The organism is Modestobacter versicolor (assembly GCF_041028285.1).
GTDB lineage: Bacteria > Actinomycetota > Actinomycetes > Mycobacteriales > Geodermatophilaceae > Modestobacter > Modestobacter versicolor_A.
This window is the reverse complement of the sequence record NZ_JABGDB010000003.1, coordinates 338,613-356,816: the sequence shown is the minus strand read 5'-3', so window position 1 is coordinate 356,816 and position 18,204 is coordinate 338,613. Positions and strand designations below refer to the sequence as shown.

Sequence of the window (18,204 nt, the reverse complement as noted above, 5' to 3'; positions counted from 1 at the left end):
ACCGTGCACGGGTCTCCGGCGCACCGTCGCGCCCGCCGCCGACCTCCGGAGCCCGTCATGCCCGACCGCCCCACCGCCGACCCGCCGTCCGACGTCTCGCTGTCGGACGAGCTGGTCCGGCTGGTCCGGGTGATGCACGTGCTGAAGGCGCAGATGACCGACAGCGGGCAGGGTCCCGAAGCACGGGAACGCGCCGCGCACGTGCTGCTGTTCCCGCTCACCCGGCTGGGCCCGCTGCGGCAGGGCGCCCTGGCCGAGCAGGTGCACGCCGACCCGTCCACCGTCAGCCGGCACGTCACCCTGCTCGTCGAGCGCGGCCTGGTCCGCCGGGTCGCCGACGAGGCCGACGGCCGGGCCAGCCGGCTCGTCGTCACCCCGGCCGGTGAGCGCGAGCTGCAGCAGATGCGGCGCGAGCGGGACGACGTCCTGGCCCGGGTCACCGCCGGCTGGACACCGGAGGAACTGACCACCTTCACCCGTCAGCTGCACCGCTTCGTCAGCGACCTCACCGACCACGTCGCCCCCGCCGGCACCGCCCCGGACGGCGCCGTGGACCTCCCCGAGAAGGACCGATGACCCAGACCACCGACCGCGGGGCAGCCGGACGCCGGGGCCCCCGGGCCGCCGCCGTCCCGGACGCCTCCGGGACGTTCAGCCACCGCCAGATCATGACGATCCTGGTCGGCCTGCTGCTCGGCATGTTCCTGGCCGCGCTCGACCAGACCGTCGTCTCCACCGCGATCCGCACGATCGCCGACGACCTGCAGGGCTACGACCTGCAGGCCTGGGCGACGACGTCGTTCCTGATCACCTCGACGATCGCCACCCCGCTGTACGGGAAGTTGAGCGACATGTACGGCCGGCGGGGTTTCTACCTCTTCGCCATCGCCGTGTTCGTCGTCGGCTCGATGCTCTGCGGGCTCGCCGACTCGATGTACCAGCTGGCCGTCTACCGGGCGATCCAGGGCATCGGCGCCGGTGGCCTGATGTCGCTGGCCCTGGCGATCATCGCCGACATCGTGCCGCCGCGGGAGCGGGCCAAGTACCAGGGGTGGTTCATGGCCGTGTTCGGCACCTCGAGCGTGCTCGGGCCGGTCATCGGCGGCTTCCTGTCCGGCCAGGACTCGATCCTGGGCATCACCGGATGGCGCTGGATCTTCTACGTCAACGTGCCGCTGGGCATCCTCGCCTTCGCCGTCGTGTTCAAGGTGCTGCACCTGCCGCACACCAAGCGGGAGCACCGGATCGACGTCCCCGGTGCGCTGGCCCTGATCACCTTCCTGGTGCCCCTGCTCGTCGTCGCCGAGCAGGGCCGGATCTGGGGCTGGGGCTCCACCGGCGCGGTGGTCTGCTACGTCGTCGCGGCGGTCGGGTTCGTGCTGTTCGTGCTGGCCGAGCGGGCCTACGGGGACGACGCCCTGCTGCCGCTGCGGATGTTCGGCAACCGCACCTTTGCCGTCAGCAGCGTGGCCAGCATCGTGCTGGGCGCCGGCATGTTCGGCGGCATCCTGCTGCTGCCGCAGTACCTGCAGATCGTGCACGGCTCCAGCCCCACCGAGGCGGGCCTGCAGATGATCCCGCTGGTGATGGGCATCATGGCGGGCTCGGTGGTCGCCGGTCAGACCACGTCCCGCACCGGCAAGTACAAGATCTTCCCGCTGGTCGGCACGGTGTTCATCGTCGCCGCCCTGCTCGCGCTGTCCGTCGTCGTCGGGGCCGACACCTCGGTGTGGACGCTCGTGCCGTTCATGCTGCTGATGGGCGTGGGCCTCGGCTTCAACTTCCAGCCGGTGATCCTGGCCGTGCAGAACGCGGTCAGCCCGCGGGAGATCGGCGTCGCCACGTCCTCGGTCACCTTCTTCCGGCAGATGGGCGGCACGCTGGGGACGGCGGTCTTCCTGTCGGTGCTGTTCAGCGCCCTGCCGGGCCGGGTCGAGGGCGCCTACGGCGCCGCGCAGGGCGACCCGGCGTTCCAGCAGGCCGCCGCGGCCGACCCCGGCCAGCTGCAGCAGCTCAGCGACGCCGGCAGCGACCTGGGCGACACGTCGTTCGTGCAGACCATCGACCCGGTGCTGGCCGAGCCGTTCAAGGCCGGCTTCGCCGACACCCTGGACCTGGTCTTCCTCATCGCGGCGTGCGTGGTGGCGATCGGCTTCTTCGTGCTGCTCTTCCTGCCCCAGCTGGCGCTGCGCACCCAGTCCGGCATCCAGGCGGCGCAGGCCGGCGACGGCGAGGCCGGCGACTCCCCGGCGGCGGCCGCGGCGCACGCGGCCGGTGCCGCCGCACCGACCTCGGTGGAGCCGCCGGTCGACGGCGCCGACCGCACCGGCGAGGTGCCGGGCGGCACCGGGCAGCCCGTCGGGACGCCGGCCGACGCCGGTGGCACGCCCGCCGGTGGCACGCCCGCCGGTGGCACGCCCGCCGGTGGGCGGCACGAGGCGGCGGCGCACCAGCCCACGGGCCTCGACAGCGTGCCGGCCGACCACCTGCCCGACGGGGTCCGCCCGCGCGACTGACGGAGCCCCCTCGGGAGGCCGTACGACGCAGGGTCGGGCGGCGGGCCCGCCGTGTCTGGACTCCAGCCAGCCAGGACTGGGGCCGGAGGCGGCGGTGACTCCTGTGCGGCCAACGCCCACGGCCCCGGCGTACACCTCGTGGGTGCGACCGCCGGGGCCGTGGGTCAGGTGGTGCGGGTCAGCCGGTCAGAGCTGCGCGACCTTGCGACGACGGGACGCCACCAGGAGCAGACCACCGCCCAGCAGAGCGCCGCCACCGAGCAGCGCCGGGACCAGCGGCTCAGCGCCGGTGTAGGCCAGCGACCCGTCGGCCGAGGTGGTGTTGACGACGACCGCGCCGACCTGGTCGACGGTCACGTCCAGGCGGACGAACCGCTCGGCACCGCTGGAGTCGACACCGGAGGCCACGAGGGAGTGGTTGCCGGCCGGCAGGTCCGCGGGGATGGTGACCTCGACGGAGAACGAGCCGTTGGCGTCGGTGAGGACGGTGGTCAGGACCCGCGGCTCGGAGTAGATGATCACCGAGACGCTCGTCAGGGGCTTGAAGCCCTCACCGGTGACGCGGACCTTCTCGCCGACGGTGAGCTGGGTGTCCGCACCCTGATCGGTGGTCAGCAGGAACGGCGTGGTCGGGACCGTCTGGGGCACGACCGGCGTGGCCTGCGGGGTGCCACCGTTGTCCGGGACCGTGGTCACCGGGGGGGTCGTCACCGGGACGTCGACCGGAGGCGTGTCGCCGCCCGTGTCGCCACCGGTCTCGCCGCCCGTGTCGCCACCGGTCTCGCCACCGGTCTCGCCGCCCGTGTCGCCACCGGTCTCGCCGCCCGTGTCGCCACCGGTCTCGCCGCCCGTGTCGCCACCGGTCTCGCCACCGGTCTCGCCACCGGTCTCGCCGCCCGTGTCGCCACCGGTCTCGCCACCGGTCTCGCCACCCGTGTCGCCACCCGTGTCGCCACCCGTGTCGCCACCGGTCTCACCGCCCGTGTCGCCACCGGTCTCACCGCCGGTGTCGCCGCCGGTCTCGCCGCCGGTGTCGCAGGCGTCGTCCAGGACGAGGACGGGGTACTCGTTGCTGTCGACGCTGTCGGTGTCCCCGGCGCGCGCCTCGATGGTGATGACGTAGCCCTCGCCGGCTGTCAGGTGACCGATCTGGGCGCGGAGCCCATCCCCGAACGCGACGACGTCCAGCTCCGTCCACTCCTCGGCCGGCGGCTCCTCGGCCGGCGGCTCCTCGGCCGGGGGCTCCTCGGCCGGGGGCTCCTCGGCCGGGGGCTCCTCGGCCGGGGGCTCCTCGGCCGGGGGCTCCTCGGCCGGGGGCTCCTCGGCCGGGGGCTCCTCGGCCGGGGGCTCCTCGGCCGGGGGCTCCTCAGCCGGGGGCTCCTCGGCCGGGGGCTCCTCAGCCGGGGGGTCCTCAGCCGGGGGCTCCTCAGCCGGCGGCTCCTCAGCCGGCGGCTCCTCAGCCGGCGGCTCCTCAGCCGGCGGCTCCTCAGCCGGCGGCTCCTCAGCCGGCGGCTCCTCAGCCGGCGGCTCCTCAGCCGGCGGCTCCTCAGCCGGCGGCTCCTCGGCCGGCGGCTCCTCAGCCGGCGCCAGGACCGGCTCGTCGGCGTCGGGCTCAGCACCGTCCGAGACGGCAGCAGCTGCCTTCACCCAGTAGGTGAGGGCCTCGCCACCGTCGTAGGTCACCGGATCGAAGTCGATTGTGACCGTGGACTCACACGAGAACGCGTCGGTGATGACCGGACCGGCCCAGCTGCCGTCCTCTGCAGCGGCCGCGATGCCCGGCAGGAGCAAGGAACTGCCCAGCGCCAGCGACAGACCAGTCGCTCCTGCGGCGATCTGCCATGTGACCGACCCACGGCCGTCCGTTCCTACCGACATCTTGATCTTCCTCCCCGTTTTCGACCCCCTGTGGGCCCGCTCGTTGTAGATATCTTCGGCATAGCGAGACGGGTGGAGTATGGTACGAAACTGCCATAGTCCTAGCCGGGGATTTGTCATCATTGCCAAACTGATGTCCCGAGCGAGCCTCGACTACCGCTGAAGCTGCCACACACCGCGCACATGTCTCAGCAATGCCACGAGCGTCGGACGGGGTGGGCATCGAAGCCGGCAGCAATGCGACGCGATGAGCTGGGCAGGCGTCCGTCACCCGGTCGGATCGGGACGATCGCCGCCATGTCGCCGCTGGGACAGGCCGTGCCAGGCGGACCGGGTGGAGGCGGTGCACGACGGCGCGGTGCGACCTCAGCCGGGGGCGGGGTCGGGCCGCCGCCCTCTGGTGGACGGCACGAGGCGGCGGGAACCAGCCCACCGGACCGGAGAGCGTTCCCGCCGAACACCTGCCCGACGGCGTCCGCCCCGCGATCGACCGCACGGCGGCCGACCCGGTCGGTCACCGGCAGCGGGCCGCCGTCAGGCAGGCCAGCTGACGATGACCGACAGCGGGGGTCTTCAGCTACCGGGCTCGAAGACGGCGCGCACGCAGCCGTCCTCCTTGTCCTTGAACATCTGGTAGCCCTTCGCCGCCTGCTCCAGCGGCATCACGTGGGTGGCCAGGTGCTCGGTGGTCAGCTCGCCGCGCGCCATGTGGCCGAGGATCCGCGGCATGAAGCGCTGCCCGTGCACCTGGGCGCCGCGGACGGTGAGCCCCTTGTTCATCATCGCGCCGAGCGGGAACTTGTCCACGGCCGCGGCGAAGACCCCGAGGACGAAGACGCTGCCACCCTTGCGGCAGGCCATGATCGCCTCGCGCAGCGCGGTCGGCCGGTCGGTCTGCAGCCGCAGCTGCTGCTTGACCTGGTCGTAGACCCCGGGCACGCCTGGGCTGTGCGCCTCCATGCCGACCGCCTCGATGCAGACGTCGGGCCCCCGCCCACCGGTCACCTCCCGCAGCTCGGCCAGCACGTCGGTCGCCGTGTAGTCGATGGCCTCGGCGCCCACGTGGTCGCGCACCTGGGCCAGCCGCTCGGGGAACCGGTCGATGACGTACACCCGCTCCGCACCGAGCAGCATCGCCGCCCGGGCCGCCATCTGGCCCACTCCACCAGCGCCCCAGACGGCGACGACGTCACCGGGCTTCGTCCCGGCCAGCTCCGCCCCCATCCAGCCGGTCGAGACCGCGTCGGAGGCGAACAGCGCCCGGGTGTCGCTGACCTCCTCGGGCACCACGAACGCACCGACGTCGGCGTAGGGCACCCGGATGTACTCCGCGTGGCTGCCGGCGAACCCGCCGACCGCGTGCGAGTAGCCGAAGCACCCGCCGGGGCTCTGGCCCCACAGGCCCTCGGTGATCCCCGGGTTCGGGTTGCCGTTGTCGCACAGCGAGTACAGCTCCTGCTTGCAGTACCAGCAGTGGCCGCAGGCGATGAACGAGTTGACGACGACGCGCTCGCCGACCTTGCGGTCGCGCACGCCCTTGCCCACCTCGACGACCTCGCCCATGAACTCGTGACCGAGCACGTCGCCGGCCCGCATGAACGGGATGTAGCCGCCGAGCAGGTGCAGGTCCGAGCCGCAGCTGGTGGTCTTGCGCACCCTGATGATCGCGTCGTGGTCGTTGAGCAGCGTCGGGTCGGGCACCGTCTCCACGGACACGTCGTTCACGCCGGTCCAGGTCGCCGCCCTCACGATGCCTCCCTGCTCCCGCGGTCGCTCCGCTCCTCGCTCGCAGACCTCGCTGCGATGCTCACTCCCTGTCCGCTCACAGGACGCCCTCCTTCGGTGCCGCCTCGGTCATGCCCTCCAGCGCCGCGCCCTGCGGTGTCGCCGGGCGGTGGCCGTGCGGCTGCGGGTCGACCCGGAGCACCTCGCCGACCTCGGCGAGCGCCTTCGCCTCGCGCAGGGCCGCCCGCAGGTCGCCGATCTCGTCCTCGGTGACCGGACCGCGGAACCGGGCGGCCAGCTCGGCGCCCCGCTCGCCGGGGGCCTGGGTCACCCGGACCTCCAGCCGGTCGCCGAAGGCGGCCAGCGGCGCGGGCGTCGACGACCGGAGCTGCGCGGGGTCGGTGAGCACCGTGACGGCGCGCCACCGGCGGGCCGCGGTGCGCGGGTCGTCGGTCACCGACGACTGACCGGCGCCGGGCAGGCGCAGGTGCTGGAGCTGCTGGAGGGCCTTGCCGCCGGCGCCGCCCGCCAGCCCGGCGGCGCGGGAGACGATCTTCGGTAGGGGCATGGGCCCGCAGTACCCGCCGGCCCCGCGCCGAACACCGGGCCGGGGTGCGCAGCGCTGCGCGGGCCGGGGGCGGCGTTGGTCGGTCAGCCCCACCGGCACGGCGCCGCCGCGCCTAGCCTGGGACCGACACCGCCGTCCACCGGAGGAACCCCGTGCGCTCGTCGCTGATCCTGTCCCCGCGCGACCTCGAGTTCCTGCTGCACGAGTGGCTGGACGTCGAGACGCTGACCAAGCGGCCGCGCTACGCCGAGCACTCGCGGGAGACCTTCGACGCGGTGCTGGAGCTGGCCGAGCAGATCGCCACCGAGCACTTCGCCCCGCACAACCGCACGGCCGACGAGCACGAGCCGCACGTGGTCGACGGCAAGGTCGTGCTGGTGCCCGAGGTCGCCGCCGCGCTGCGGGTGTTCGCCGAGGCCGGGATGAACGCGGCCATGCTGCCCGAGGAGCTGGGCGGTCTGCAGCTTCCGGCGGTGGTGAACCAGGCGGTGCACGCCTGGTTCCAGGCGGCCAACATCGGCACCTCGGCCTACCCGTTCCTCACCATGGCCAACGCCAACCTGCTGGTCGCCCACGGCACGCCCGAGCAGGTGCAGACCTACGTGCCGCCGATGGCCGAGGGCCGTTGGTTCGGCACGATGGCGCTGTCCGAGCCGCAGGCAGGCTCCTCGCTGGCCGACATCACCACCCGCGCCGTCCCGCAGGACGACGGCAGCTACCGCCTCACCGGCAACAAGATGTGGATCTCCGGCGGCGACCACGAGCTGACCGAGAACATCGTCCACCTGGTGCTCGCCAAGGTCCCCGGCGGTCCGCCCGGCGTGAAGGGCATCTCGCTGTTCGTCGTCCCCAAGTTCCTGGTCGCCGAGGACGGCACCCTCGGCGAGCGCAACGACGTCGTGCTGGCCGGCCTGAACCACAAGATGGGCTACCGCGGGACGACGAACACGCTGCTCAACTTCGGCGAGGGCGGGCACACCCCCGGCGGGCGGCCCGGCGCGGTCGGCTTCCTGGTGGGCGAGCTGCACCGCGGCCTGACCTACATGTTCCACATGATGAACGAGGCCCGGATCGGCGTCGGGATGGGCGCGACGGCGCTGGGTTACACCGGCTGGTTGCACGCCGTCGACTACGCCCGCACCCGCACCCAGGGCCGGGCGCTGGCCGGGAAGGACCCCGCGTCGGCGCCGGTGCCGATCGTCGAGCACCCCGACGTGCGCCGGATGCTGCTGGCCGGGAAGTCCTACGTCGAGGGCGGGCTGGCGCTGGGGCTCTACTGCGCCCGGCTGGTCGACGAGGAGCGGACCGCGGAGACCGAGCAGGAGCGGGCCCGGGCGCACCTGCTGCTGGAGACGCTGACCCCGATCGCGAAGAGCTGGCCCTCGCAGTGGGGCCTGGTCGCCGACGACCTGGCCATCCAGGTGCACGGCGGCTACGGCTACACCCGCGACTACCCCGTCGAGCAGTTCTACCGGGACAACCGGCTCAACCCGATCCACGAGGGCACCCACGGCATCCAGGCGCTGGACCTGCTCGGCCGCAAGGTGGTGCAGCAGGGCGGCGCCGGCCTGGCGCTGCTCGGCGAGACCGTCACCGCCACCACCCGGCAGGCCGCCGGCACCGAGTGGGCCGACCTCGGCGCGACGCTCGAGGACCTGGTGCAGCGGGTCGGCGCGGTGACCGCCGCGGTGTGGGCGCCGGGTGACCCGGAGGCGGCGCTGGCCAACGCCACGGTGTACCTGGAGGCGGTCGGCCACGTCGTGGTCGGCTGGCTGTGGCTGGAGCAGGCGCTGGCCACAGCAGGCCGGGAGGGCGACTTCTACGCCGGCAAGCGGCAGGCGGCGCGGTACTTCCAGCGGTGGGAGCTGCCGAAGGTCGGGCCGCAGCTGGCCCTGCTGGCCTCCCTGGACGACACCGTCCGGGAGATGCGCAGCGACTGGTTCTAGAGGACGGCGGTGGCGGTCGCCGTCGCGCGGGCGGACTCGGCGGCCGTGGCCCGCGGGCGGGTGGTCGACGCCGCCCGCTTCTCGGCCTCGTAGCGCGCGGTGGACGAGGTGCCCATCACGATCACCAGCGCCGTCAGCACCAGGAAACCGAGCAGGGCCACGGTCGGCCACATCACCATCTGCATGCTCCACGTCGTCCTCGGGGTCCGCCGTGAGGAAGCCGGCGGATCTCGTCCGCGACCTCTCCTTCCCGGGGGGTCGCGCGGTCAATCCTGCAGTGACGCAGTCGTTACGTGAACAGCGTGTGACGGTCGTCGCGCCAGCCCGGCAGGCGACCGGACGCCGGCGGCTGGTCGCCCACGCGACCGGTTCGTGACCGGATTGCAGCCGTGGGCAGGCGTGGACCGGACTCGGCCGGGGAACCGGGGAGAGGACCACCTCGCGCCACACCCCCGGAGGCCCCGCATGGCCGGAGCAAGTGCACGCGCCCCCCACGAGGGCGCGAGCAGCGGCACCTCGAAGCACGGGGAGCCCGACGTCACCGGCGACCCCGCACCGGACGACGACAACATCAACGGCAAGCGCGCCGACTACGCCCCCACCGGCGCGGGCGGCAAGGCCAACACCGGCGGCACGATCAAGCGGACCCTCAAGGAGTTCAGCGAGGACGGGCTGACCGACTGGGCCGCCTCGCTGACCTACTACGGCATCCTCGCCCTCTTCCCCGCCCTCACCGCGCTGCTGTCGATCGTCGGTCTGCTGACCGACCCCCAGCAGCTCACCGACGCGATCACCGCCGTGGTGCCGGCGCAGGCCGCCGACACCCTCAACCCGGTGATCGAGCAGATCGCCGGCAACTCGGGCGCGGCCAGCCTGGGTCTGATCATCGGTGTCGCCGCGGCGGTGTGGTCGGCGTCGGGCTACGTCGGCGCCTTCACCCGGGCAGCCAACGTCGTCTACGAGACGCCGGAGGGCCGCAAGGTCTGGAAGCTCAAGCCGCTGCAGCTGCTCATCACGCTGGTGGGCATCCTCTTCGCCGCCCTGATCCTGGCGATGCTGGTGCTCAGCGGCCCGGTCGTGGAGGCCATCGGGCAGTCGATCGGGCTGGGCGACACCGTGCTGTCGGTGTGGAGCTGGGTCAAGTGGCCGGTGATCCTGGTGCTGCTGGCGGCGATGATCGCCGTCCTCTACTACTCCACCCCGAACGTGAAGCTGCGGGGCTTCTCCTTCATCAGCCCCGGTGCCGTCGTCGCCATCCTGGTGGCGGTCGTCGCCTCGGCCGCCTTCGCCTTCTACGTCGGCAACTTCGGCAGCTACAACAAGACCTACGGCGCCCTGGCCGGCGTCGTGATCTTCCTGATCTGGTTCTGGTTGATCAACCTGGCGCTGCTCTTCGGCATCGAGCTCAACGCCGAGATCGAGCGGACCAAGGAGATGAAGGACGGCGTGCCGCGGGCTGACAAGGAGATCCAGCTGGACGCCCGGGCCACCCCCAAGGACCAGCAGACGACCTGACGCACCCCGCTCCACGACGGGCCCGGCTCCGACAGGAGCCGGGCCCGTCGCACGTCCCCCAGCCCTCCCCCACGGTTTCGCGCGTCCCCCGCCCCTTCCCCACGGTTTCGCGCGTCTTCCCACGCGTGGGAAGGCGCGCGAAACCGCATTCGGGTGCGTGGGGTCAGGGGGTGGGGCGGCGCATGGACCACATCTGGGCCGGGCGCTCGAACTGGGTGGCGATCTCCCAGCTCACCCCGGGCGGGCCGGTCTCCTTGCGGAAGTTGACCACCGCGGCACGGGCCAGCGCCGGGTCCGCGGCGACCCGGGCGGCCAGCTCCATCGCCCGGCCCTCGACCGCAGCGTCGTCGTGCGTCTCCCAGGCCAGGCCGAGCCGGACGGCGGTCTCCCCGTCGACCTCCTCGCCGAACAGCGCCATCGCCGCGGCGGCCTCCCGCCCGACCAGCCGGGACAGCAGCACGAAGTGCCCGCCGCCGGGGTGGATGCCGCGCTTGAGGAACCCGCAGATCAGCCGGGCGTCCCGGGCGACGATCCGCAGGTCGGCGGCGAGCAGCATGTTCATCCCGGCACCCACCGCCGAGCCGCGGACGGCGGCGACGGTCGGCACCTGCACCTGGCCGAGCCGGTAGAAGGAGTCGTAGATCGCGCCCATGCCGGCGTAGGCCTCCGGTGCGGCCGGGTCCCGGCCTGCGTCGGTGAGGGTCTGCACGTCCCCGCCCGCGCAGAACGACCGCCCCTCCGCCCGGACGACGAGCGCCCCGACGTCGTCCCGGGCGTCGACCTCGTCGAAGGTGGCGATCAGCTCGCCGGCCATCGCCGGGGTCAGCGCGTTGCGCCGCTGCGGCGCGTTGAGGGTGACGACGGCGACCCCGTCGGCCACCTCGAGCAGGACCTCGGCTGAGCTGCCGGACATGGGGCTCCCTCGCGTCGTCGGCCGGCGACGGTGCCGGCCGGGTCGCAGCGATCAGACCACGGACCGGCCGGCCCGGTCAGGGCGGAGGGGCGACCGGGTGGGCCAGGTCGGCCAGCACGGCGTCCAGGGTCACCCACGGCCCGGCGGCGGCGCCCGCGGCCCGCTCGCGGACGTCGGCCTCCTCCCCCAGCGCGTCCCGGAGCGCGGCGTCGAGCTGGTCGCCGAGGGACTGCAGCAGCGGCCAGACCACCAGCCCGAGGGCCGCCCGGGCGGCGGCCGCAGCGCCGGCGGCGCGGGCCGCGACCACCGGCCGGCCGGACGCCAGCGCCAGCGCCGACAGCCCGTCCAGGCAGTAGGCGGTGCCCTCCTGGTCGTGCAGCCGGCGGTGCAGCCCGGCCGCCGTGGTCAGCCGGGCGTGGGCGGCGTCGAGCTCGCCGGCGAGGAGGTCGTCGAAGGCCAGCTGGTCGAGCACCGTCGCCGTCAGGTGCTCGTCGCCGATCTGCCCGGCCAGCCCGAGCGCCTCGGTGTGCAGGCGCGTCGCGGTGGCCAGGTCGCCGCCGACCAGCGCGACGTCGCCCCGGGGCACCAGTGCGTAGGCCACCGACCAGGCGTCACCGCTGCGGCGGAGCGCGGCGACCCCCTCCTCCAGCAGCCCGGCGAGCTCCGGGTCGGCGGCCGGCCGGGTCATCGCCAGCCCGGTCAGCCCGTGCCCGAGCAGCCAGTGGTCGTCCCGGCCCCGGGCGTCGTCGACCAGCGCGGTCAGGAGCGGCGCACCCTCGGCGACCCGCCCCTGCGCGATCCGGGTGAGGCCGCGCGCCCAGAGCAGCAGCGCCGCGGCGTCCGGCGGCAGGGCGCGTGCCGAGGGCAGGTCGGCGGTCCGGTCGGCGATCTCGGCCATGGTGCTGAGCTGCCCGCGGGCCCACCACCAGCGGGCCAGCGGTGCCGCGAGCCGGACGGCCAGCTCGGCGGCGTCGGTCTCGACGGCCCAGCGCAGCGACCCGACCAGGTCCGCGGACTCCGCGTCGAGCCGGCCCTGCCACAGCAGTCGGTCCACGCCGGAGAGCCCGGCGCCCGCCGCCGCGCTGGTGGCGGCGAGGTGCCGGGCGAGCCGCTCCCGGGTCGCCGCCTCCTCGCCGGCCTCGCGGAGCCGCTCCAGCGCGAACGCCCGCACCAGCTCCAGCATCCGGAAGCGCGGCCCGCCCTCGTCGCCGCCGCCGGGCGCCACCAGGCTCTGCCCGACCAGCGCCGACAGCCCGTCGAGGACGTCGAGGTCGTCGTCGACCGCGCCGACGGCCTCGGCCGTGTCCAGGGTGAACCCGGCCGCGCACACCGCCAGCCGGGCCAGCAGGGTCCGCTCCGCCGGGGCGAGCAGGTCGTGGCTCCAGCCGATCGTCGCGCGCAGCGTGCGCTGCCGATCCGGGGCGTCGACCTCCCCACCGCGGAGGTCGAGCACGGGGTGCCGGCTGCCGGCCAGCGCGTCGCCGAGCCGGCGGAGCAGCGCCTGCGGCGGCAGCGTGCGCACCCGCGCGGCCGCCAGCTCCACGGCCAGCGGCAGCCCGTCCAACCGGCGCACCAGCTCGGCGACCGCCCCGGCGTTGGCCGCGGTCAGCTCGAAGGACGGGTCGGCCGCCCGCGCCCGGTCGACGAACAGCCGTACGGCGTCGGCCGCGCCCACGGTGGCCGGGGACGAGTCGCCGTCCGGCGGGGTGCCCAGCGGCCCGAGCGGGACGTCGTGCTCACCGCGCAGCCGCAGCACCGTGCGGCTGGTGGTCAGCAGCTGGGTGTGCGGGCACCGGGACAGCAGCCGGCCGAGCTCCGGGGCGACGCCGGCCACCTGCTCCAGGTTGTCCAGCACCAGCAGCGCCCGCAGCCCGGCGAGCCGGTCGGCGACCAGGTCGAGCAGCGGCCGGGTGCCCTCCGCGGGCACCCCCACCGCCGCAGCGACCGCCGCGGGCACGTCGGCGGGGTCGCCGACCGGGGCGAGGTCGACGAACCAGACGCCGTCCCGCTCGGCGACCAGCTCGGCGGCCGCCGCCAGCGCCAGCCGGGTCTTGCCCGTGCCGCCCGGACCGGTCAGGGTCACCAGCCGCACCGACTCGTCGGCCAGCAGCCCGGTCAGCGTCGCGAGCTCCGCCCGCCGGCCGACCAGCGGCGCCGGCGGGGTGGGCAGCCAGCCGCCTGCCAGCCCCGGCGGCGCCGCCCGGGGCCGGGTGAACCGCTCGGTCAGCAGCACCGCCAGGTCGTCGGCGACCCGCTCGGCCAGCTCCGCCGGCGTCCGGAACGGCGTCGTCGACGACCCGCTCTCGGCCTGCACCCGCCGGACCAGCCGGTCGAGCTCCGGCTCGCGGTCCGGCGCCGGGGTGCGCACGTACAGCAGCCGCGGCAGGCCCGCCGACAGCTCGAACTCGTCCTCCAGCCCGGAGGTGCCCATCCCGGGGGCCACCCAGCCGTAGCGGTCGCCGTAGACGCCGACGAACACGTCGCTCTGGTCGAGGTAGGCGCGGTACAGGTCGCGCGGCGGGTGCGCCCGGGCCCCGGCCTCGAACATGACCGGGGTGAGCCGCAGCCCGGTCACCGCCGCCCGGACCGCGGCGCGTTCGGGCGCCAGCTCCTCCAGCGTCGAGGAGATGAACACCCGGAGCCGCCGGTCCGGCGTCGCGATGACGGGCGGCCCGTCCGCGGGCTCCTCCGTCGTTGCCGGCACCGGCCACCTCCCGGTCCCCCGGTCACCGTGTCCCGAGAACCCCGCGGCGGAGTCTAGGGACGGCGCCGCCGTGGGGAAAGGCGGTGACAGCCGCCCGCGACCGGTGGTTCGATGAGCGCGCTCGACGTCCGTGCACGGGGGCCAGACCGCACGGGAGGTCCCGTGGACCCCGCTTCTGCCCCTGTGCCGACGCCCCCCGCGCCGGGCCTGCCCCCTGCCGACGACGTCCGCCGGCTGCGACCGGCGATGCGCGCCCTGCTGCTGGCCTTCAGCGCCCTGACCGCGCTGGCGGTCGTCGCGCTGTTCGTGCTCGCCACCGCGACGGACCGGTTCTTCGCCTGGACGATCCAGCCGCCGCTGACCGCGGCCCTCCTCGGCGCCGGGTACGCCGCGGGCTGCGTGCTCGTGGTCCTCTCGCTGCGCGACCCGGTCTGGGCGCACAGCCGACTCGCGGTGCTGACCATCCTGGCGTTCACCCTGCTCACGCTGGCCGCGACGGTGCTGCACCTGGACCGGTTCCACCTGCAGGCGGAGTTCGCCGCGCTGACCTGGCTGGCCCGGGCGGCGGCCTGGTTCTGGCTGGGCGTCTACGTGGTCGTCCCGCTGGCGATGGTCGGCGCCCTGGTGGTCCAGGAGCGGGCACCGGGCCGGGACCCCGCGCCGGGTCACCCGGTGCCGGTGCCGCTGCGGGCGGCGCTGGGCGTCGAGTCCGCGCTGCTGCTGGCCGTCGGCGCCACGCTGTGGGTCGCGCCGTCCACCGCGGCCTCGCTGTGGCCGTGGCCGCTCACCCCGCTGACCGCCCGGGTGGTCGCCGCCTGGCTGGTCGCCTTCGGCGTGGCCACCGCGCTCGCCGCCGTCGGGGGCGACCTGGCCCGGCTGCGCACCTCGGCCATCGCGTACGCCGTCTTCGGGCTGCTGGTGCTGGTCTCGCTGGCCCGCTTCCCGGACACCGTCGACTGGTCCGGTGCGCCGGCCTGGGTGCTGCTGGGCACCGTCCTGGCGATCGTGGCGACCGGCGCCGCCGGCTGGCGGCTGGCGCCGGTGCCGGACGTCGACCACCGTGCCGACCACCGTGCCGACCACCGGACCGCGCACCGGACCGGTGACCGGCGATGACCACCGGACGCCGCGCCGCGGTGGTCGTCGTGACCCGGGACGAGTCGGTCCGCCGGGCCACCACCCGCGAGCTGGACCGCCGCTACGCCGGCGACTACGCCGTGCTCGACTGCCCCGACCCCGACGACGCCGGACGACGGCTGGCCGGGCTCGACCTGCCGGTGGCCCTGCTGCTCGGGGGGCTCGGCGGGGCGGACCCCGAGGGGCTCGCCGAGCTGCGCCGGCTGCACGCCGCGGCGCCCGGGTCGCTGACCGTGGCGCTGGTGCGCTGGGGTGCCTGGGAGACCGCCCGGCCGATCTTCGAGGCGCAGACCGTCGGCGAGCTCGACCGCTGGATGAGCGCCCCGGAGCAGCCCGGCGACGAGGAGTTCCACCGCGTCGTCAGCGAGCTGCTGGAGGAGTGGTCGGCCCGGCAGGGCGGCGGCTTCGAGGCGGTGCGGCTGATCGGCGACCGCTGGTCGCCGCGGGCGCAGCAGCTGCGGGACATGTTCACCCGCAACCGGATCCCGCTGGGCTCCTACGAGGCCGACTCCCCCGACGGCGCGGCCCTGCTCGGCTCCCTCGAGCTCCCCGAGCCCCGGCTGCCGGTGGTGGTGCTCCGCTTCCGGCCCGAGCACCCGGTGCTGCAGGACCCCTCCGACCTCGAGATCGCCGACGCGTTCGGGCTGTTCACCCCGCTGGCCACCGACGCCGAGTTCGACGTCGCGGTGCTGGGTGCGGGGCCGGCCGGGCTGGGCGCCGCCGTGTACGCGGCCTCGGAGGGGCTGTCCACGCTGGTCGTGGAACCCGAGGCGGTCGGCGGCCAGGCCGGCACCAGCTCGCTGATCCGCAACTACGCCGGCTTCCCGAACGGGGTGAGCGGCAACCGGCTGGCCTTCAACGCCTACCAGCAGGCGTGGGGGTTCGGCACGACGTTCCACTTCATGCGCCGGGCCACCGCGCTCACCCGCGCCGACGGGCTGCTGCAGCTCGCCCTCAGCGACGGCGCCACGGTGCGCGCCCGGTCGGTGGTGGTGGCCACCGGCGCGAGCTGGCGGCGGGTCGGCGTCCCCGAGCTCGAGGCGCTCGCCGGCCGCGGCGTGTTCTACGGCGCCGCGGTCAGCGAGGCCCCGGCCATGCGCGGCCGGCACGCGTTCGTCGTCGGTGGCGGGAACTCCGCCGGGCAGGCGGCGGTGCACCTGTCCCGCTACGCCGAGCAGGTGACCGTGCTGGTCCGGCGCGCGTCGCTGGCCGAGACGATGTCGGACTACCTGGTCCGGGAGCTGGCGGCCCTGCCGAACGTCGACGTCCGGCACCGGGTGCAGGTGGTCGGTGGCAGCGGCACCGAGTTCCTCGAGTCCTTCGTGCTCCGCGACCTGGACACCGGGGCGGAGACGACCGAGACCGGCGTGCTCTTCCTGCTCATCGGCAGCGAGCCGAGGACCGAGTGGCTGGCCGGCACGCTGGCCCGTGACCGGTGGGGCTTCCTGCGCACCGGCCCGGACGCCGTCGCCGGCGACCCCGGGGGGTGGCCGCTGGACCGACCACCGGGGCTGCTGGAGACCAGCCTGCCGGGGGTGTTCGCCGCCGGCGACGTGCGGTCCGGGTCGGTCAAGCGGGTCGCCTCCGCGGTGGGCGAGGGAGCCCTCGCGGTCACCCTCGTGCACGCCCACCTGGCCGGGCTGGCGACCGCCCCGGCCTGACCGTCAGCGGCTGGTCGGCCGGTCGTCGTCCCCCCGGCGGGCCAGCGGCACCCGCTCGACCCACCCGGCGAGGGCGGCCAGGCCGCGGCTGACCGTCTGGCCGGCCGGCGCCAGCCGGCCGGGCGCGTGCTGCACGCCGGCGTCGACGAGGTCCCGCGAGCGGTCGAGCAGGCTCAGCGGCAGCCCGGAGACGGCGTTGCCCGGCGGACGGCGGGAGACGGTCGGGTGCGGCCGGGTCGGGGAGACGCGGCGGGCCACCTCCCACTGCAGCCCGAGCCGGCGCAGCGCCTTGCCGTCCAGCGCCTCCTGCAGCCGCGGGAAGAGCACGTCCTCCTCGTCCCGGACGTCCTCGCGCAGCACCTCGACGAGCCGGGCCAGCCGCTGCGCGCGCCGCGGGTCGTCGTGCGGCAGCGTCTCCAGCTCGGCCACCAGCTCGTTGACCTCCTGGTGCTCCTCCTCGACCCGGCCGGTGAGCGCGTCGCCGTCGGGCAGCACCCGGCGCAGCACCGGCCAGAGCACGGTCTCCTCGGCGAAGGCGTGGCTGAACACCAGCCGGTCGATCCTCCGGAGCACCCGCTCCTGCTCGGTGCCGGTGCTGCCGTCGAGCTCGTGCAGCAGCCGGTCGAGCTGGACGTGGTCGTTGCGCTGCCGGACGAGGACGCTGGTCGGGCCGCCGAGCTCCTCGACGGTCTGGTCGGCGATGGAACGGGGCATCGTCGGACTCCTGGGTGGTGCGGAGGTGCGGCGTCCACGGCTCGGACGCCACGACTCCCTGCCCCGGACCGGTCCGTCCCACTCCTCAGCCGGACGACTCGTGCATCGCGAACAGCAGCCGGCGCAGCACCGTCCGCGCCTGGTCCAGCTCGGCACGGCTCACGCCCGCCCGGCGGAGCAGCTCGCCGCGGTCGGCGTCGGACCGGTGGACCAGCCGGTCCAGGGTCGCCGCGCCCGCGCCGGTGAGCCCGACGAGCGGCGCCCGGACGTGGTCGGGGTTGGGCCGGAGCTCCAGCTGCCCGGCGGCGACCAGGTCGTCGACGACCCGCTGCACGCTCTGCCGGGTCAGCCCGAGCCGGCGCGCGGCGCCGGCCACCGTGCGCGGTCCGTCGGAGACGACGCTGAGCACGTGCCAGCGGGCGGCGGAGTGCCCGGCCTCCCGCGCCAGCCCCTCGCTGGTGCGCCGCGACTCCCCGGCCAGCTCGTACACGTCGGCGATGAGCAGCCGGTAACCGGTCAGGTCGTCCATGGTTGACAGCTTACTGTCAACTCGACACCATGCTGTCATCGGCGCACGGAGGCGAGGAGGTCCCGGTGATCCTGCGACTGTGGCGTGGCTGGACCGACCCCGATCGGACAGCGTCGTACCAGGAGCTGCTGACCGGGCGGATCGCCCCGGGCATCCTGGCGCGCGACGTCCCGGGGCTGCACGACCTCGCGGTGCTGCGCCGTGCTGCGGTGGACGGGGGCGCGGGGCCGGGCACGGAGTTCCTCACCGCGATGACCTTCACCGACCTGTCCGCGGTGGCCGCCTTCACCGGTGGTGACCCGAGGACCTCCGTCGTCCCGCCGGAGGCGCGGGCCCTGCTGAGCCGGTTCGACGAGCACTCCCGGCACTACACGACGGTGCAGCGCTTCGGCAGCTGA

The 18,204-nt window shown here is 74.9% G+C and carries 15 protein-coding genes; 7 read left to right on the top strand and 8 right to left on the bottom strand.

The window, feature by feature from the left end:
* Nucleotides 1-57 precede the first annotated feature (57 nt).
* Together HL054_RS13010 and HL054_RS13005 are read left to right on the top strand one after the other, a co-directional pair.
* Nucleotides 58-576 (top strand): MarR family winged helix-turn-helix transcriptional regulator, encoded by a 519-nt coding sequence (locus HL054_RS13010; RefSeq protein WP_369139434.1) that lies wholly within the window; start codon nt 58-60, stop codon nt 574-576.
* The gene (locus HL054_RS13005; protein ID WP_369139433.1) at nt 573-2,516 is read left to right on the top strand and encodes an MDR family MFS transporter; all 1,944 of its coding nucleotides are present in this window, start codon (nt 573-575) and stop codon (nt 2,514-2,516) included. Before HL054_RS13010 ends, HL054_RS13005 begins: the two co-directional genes overlap by 4 nt.
* Before the next feature lie 186 nt (nt 2,517-2,702).
* On the opposite strand, the gene HL054_RS13000 is transcribed toward HL054_RS13005, so the two are convergent.
* From HL054_RS13000 to HL054_RS12990, 3 genes are all read right to left on the bottom strand, one after another.
* Nucleotides 2,703-4,199 (bottom strand): hypothetical protein, encoded by a 1,497-nt coding sequence (locus HL054_RS13000; RefSeq protein ID WP_369139432.1) that lies wholly within the window; start codon nt 4,197-4,199, stop codon nt 2,703-2,705.
* A 768-nt stretch (nt 4,200-4,967) separates the two neighbouring features.
* The gene (locus HL054_RS12995) at nt 4,968-6,143 is read right to left on the bottom strand and encodes a zinc-dependent alcohol dehydrogenase (RefSeq protein WP_369139431.1); all 1,176 of its coding nucleotides are present in this window, start codon (nt 6,141-6,143) and stop codon (nt 4,968-4,970) included.
* Nucleotides 6,144-6,216: 73 nt separating this feature from the next.
* The gene (locus tag HL054_RS12990; RefSeq protein WP_369139430.1) at nt 6,217-6,687 is read right to left on the bottom strand and encodes a hypothetical protein; all 471 of its coding nucleotides are present in this window, start codon (nt 6,685-6,687) and stop codon (nt 6,217-6,219) included.
* A 152-nt stretch (nt 6,688-6,839) separates the two neighbouring features.
* On the opposite strand from HL054_RS12990, the gene HL054_RS12985 reads away from it, so the two are divergent.
* Complete coding sequence (locus HL054_RS12985; protein WP_369139429.1) at nt 6,840-8,633, top strand: acyl-CoA dehydrogenase; 1,794 nt, start codon at nt 6,840-6,842, stop codon at nt 8,631-8,633.
* Here the strand turns inward: HL054_RS12985 and HL054_RS12980 are convergent.
* Complete coding sequence (locus HL054_RS12980; RefSeq protein WP_369139428.1) at nt 8,630-8,818, bottom strand: hypothetical protein; 189 nt, start codon at nt 8,816-8,818, stop codon at nt 8,630-8,632. The genes HL054_RS12985 and HL054_RS12980 overlap by 4 nt on opposite strands.
* A 280-nt stretch (nt 8,819-9,098) precedes the next feature.
* Here HL054_RS12980 and HL054_RS12975 point away from each other — a divergent pair, with 280 nt between their 5' ends.
* Nucleotides 9,099-10,148 (top strand): YihY/virulence factor BrkB family protein, encoded by a 1,050-nt coding sequence (locus HL054_RS12975; protein WP_369139427.1) that lies wholly within the window; start codon nt 9,099-9,101, stop codon nt 10,146-10,148.
* A gap of 163 nt (nt 10,149-10,311) precedes the next feature.
* Here HL054_RS12975 and HL054_RS12970 read toward each other — a convergent pair whose 3' ends face one another.
* Nucleotides 10,312-11,061, bottom strand: coding sequence for an enoyl-CoA hydratase/isomerase family protein (locus HL054_RS12970; RefSeq protein ID WP_369139426.1), 750 nt, complete (start codon nt 11,059-11,061; stop codon nt 10,312-10,314).
* 76 nt (nt 11,062-11,137) lie between these two features.
* A complete protein-coding gene (locus HL054_RS12965; protein WP_369139425.1) occupies nt 11,138-13,765 on the bottom strand; it encodes an ATP-binding protein in 2,628 nt (875 codons plus the stop codon).
* Between the two features lie 183 nt (nt 13,766-13,948).
* Between HL054_RS12965 and HL054_RS12960 the strand changes: the two genes are divergently transcribed.
* Together HL054_RS12960 and HL054_RS12955 are read left to right on the top strand one after the other, a co-directional pair.
* Nucleotides 13,949-14,881: a hypothetical protein gene (locus HL054_RS12960; protein WP_369139424.1), complete on the top strand. Its 933-nt coding sequence runs from the start codon at nt 13,949-13,951 to the stop codon at nt 14,879-14,881.
* Nucleotides 14,878-16,563 (top strand): FAD-dependent oxidoreductase, encoded by a 1,686-nt coding sequence (locus tag HL054_RS12955; protein WP_369139423.1) that lies wholly within the window; start codon nt 14,878-14,880, stop codon nt 16,561-16,563. The genes HL054_RS12960 and HL054_RS12955 overlap by 4 nt, the downstream gene beginning before the upstream one ends.
* Before the next feature lie 3 nt (nt 16,564-16,566).
* On the opposite strand, the gene HL054_RS12950 is transcribed toward HL054_RS12955, so the two are convergent.
* Both HL054_RS12950 and HL054_RS12945 read right to left on the bottom strand, forming a co-directional pair.
* Nucleotides 16,567-17,277 carry a hemerythrin domain-containing protein gene (locus HL054_RS12950; RefSeq protein WP_369139422.1) on the bottom strand — a complete coding sequence of 237 codons (711 nt, stop codon included), beginning with the start codon at nt 17,275-17,277 and terminating at the stop codon, nt 16,567-16,569.
* 85 nt (nt 17,278-17,362) lie between these two features.
* On the bottom strand, nt 17,363-17,806 hold the full coding sequence (locus HL054_RS12945) for a MarR family winged helix-turn-helix transcriptional regulator (RefSeq protein WP_369139421.1): 444 nt from the start codon (nt 17,804-17,806) through the stop codon (nt 17,363-17,365).
* A gap of 65 nt (nt 17,807-17,871) precedes the next feature.
* Between HL054_RS12945 and HL054_RS12940 the strand changes: the two genes are divergently transcribed.
* The gene (locus HL054_RS12940; RefSeq protein ID WP_369139420.1) at nt 17,872-18,204 is read left to right on the top strand and encodes an antibiotic biosynthesis monooxygenase; all 333 of its coding nucleotides are present in this window, start codon (nt 17,872-17,874) and stop codon (nt 18,202-18,204) included.